This window comes from Arthrobacter sp. JCM 19049 (assembly GCF_001310435.1).
The window spans coordinates 1-1,865 of sequence record NZ_BAXF01000427.1 but is presented as its reverse complement, the minus strand read 5'-3'; the positions used below and the strand labels follow the sequence as shown (position 1 = coordinate 1,865).

Genomic DNA, 1,865 nt, shown 5'->3' with positions numbered 1-1,865 from the left:
GCCCCCACCCTGGCCGACATCTACCGGGAGATCATCCGATGAGCACCACCCCCGCCTGGCTGACCGTGACCCTGCGCGAAGTCGAGACCAAGGTCCGCGACAAGGCGTTCATCATCTCCACCCTGATCACGGTCGGCTGATCGTCGGCTCTATCGCGCTCTCCGGGTTCCTGGCCAACCGCACCAGCACCTACACGGTGGCCGGCGCCGACCAGCCCAGCCTGCGGGTGCTGGAGCACGCCCAGCAGACCCAGCCGCAGGATGTGGACCTCTCGGTGCAGAACCTGCCCGACGACCAGGCCCGCCAACAGCTGGAGGCCGGCACCCTGGACGCGGTGCTGCACTCCACCGGCCCCGGGAAGTTCACGCTCACCGGTGGCGAAGAGGTGCCCGCCAAGCTGCGCAGCCTGCTGGACACCTCCGTCGAGCAGGTGCTGACCGCCGAGCTGCTCAGCAGTGCCGGCATCGATCCGGGGCAGCTGCCGGCGGACACGGCGCTGAGCGTCACCCTGCTGCAGGGGGACGCCGAACGCAACTCGATGATCCAGGCCATGGCGTTCATCTTCTCCTTCCTGTTCTACATGGCCGCACTGATCTTCGGGATGCCGATCGCCAACTCCGTGATCGAGGAGAAGCAGAACCGGGTGGTGGAGATCCTGGCCAGCACGATCCGGCTGCGCGAACTGCTGGCCGGGAAGATCATCGGCAACGTCATCCTGGCCCTGGGCCAGCTGCTGTTGTTCCTCGGGGTGGGGCTGCTGGCCGCTTGGCTGGCCCCCATCGAGATCCCGTTCCTGGGCGTCGTCTTCCAGGTGGCGACCTGGTTCGTCGTGTTCTTCCTGGCCGGGTTCCTGGTGCTGGCCGGATGCTGGGCCGCGCTGGGTGCCCTGGCCACCCGCACCGAGGACCTGCAACAGTCCTCCGGGCCGGTGGTCACGGTGCTGATCGGCATCCTGTTCATCGGCCTCTACGCCAAGGGTACGGTGCTGGTGATCGCCTCCTACGTGCCGATCGTCTCCTCCGTGGCCATGCCCATCAGGCTGCTGACCGGGCAGGTGCCTGGTTCGAGCCGGTGCTCTCACTGCTGGTGGCGCTCGCGTTCTGCTGGGTGGTGCTGGTGTTCGCGGAGAGGATCTACCGCCGCGCGGTGATGCACACCGGCGGGGCGCTGACCCTGCGCAAGGCGCTGAAGCTCGAGGAGTAGCCCGTCCCGGACAGGGCCAAACCCAACGCCTGCACCCAGCACCGGCACAGCCACGGGCGCTAGGCTGTTCGGTGGAGAATTTCCCGATCCCGCCCAGAACCCAAGGAGCCGACGGCCCGTGAGCCCTACCACCCGACGCGTGGACCTGCCCGCCAAGCACATCCTGATCTGGCTGGTGCTGCTGGCCGGTTGATCGCCAACAGCATGCTCAGCCTGGTTCACCTTTCCTTCGGCGGCAGCGGCCTGCTGGTGGTGAGCCTGTGGGCGGTGCGCCTGGTCGTGCTCGGCGCCTGCTGGCTGCTGCCGGCCCACGCACCGCCAAGGCCTGGGGGCTCGGTTGATCCTGGGGTTCCTGGTGCTCGACGCGCTGCTCAAGGCTCCGGTGCTTGGCCACATCGAATACGGGGACTGGTTCCTGGCCCGCGCCTTCGACCTGACCGGGCAGTACGCTGGCTACCTGGCTTCTGCGGGTTCCTCTTCCCGCTGCTGCTGCTCACCGGCTGGTTCATCTTCCGCACCCGCCAACTGGCCGGCTGGCTGACCGGGTTCGCCGCCAGCCTGCTGCTGAGCTGGGCGATGCTGGCGGCCAGCAACTCCGAACAGGCCACCACCACGCTCTTCGTGCTGCTCGGGGTTGCCCGCTACGTGCTGCCGGCCTGGCT

At 68.1% G+C, this 1,865-nt stretch carries 2 protein-coding genes; both read left to right on the top strand.

The genetic code is table 11. The annotated features are described in order from the left end of the window. The first annotated feature begins 196 nt into the window (after positions 1-196). Complete coding sequence (locus JCM19049_RS12995; RefSeq protein ID WP_054821794.1) at positions 197-1,150, top strand: ABC transporter permease; 954 nt, start codon at positions 197-199, stop codon at positions 1,148-1,150. Positions 1,151-1,392: 242 nt separating this feature from the next. Continuing rightward, on the top strand, positions 1,393-1,865 hold a 473-nt coding region (locus JCM19049_RS12990), incomplete at its 3' end, for a hypothetical protein (RefSeq protein ID WP_279403184.1).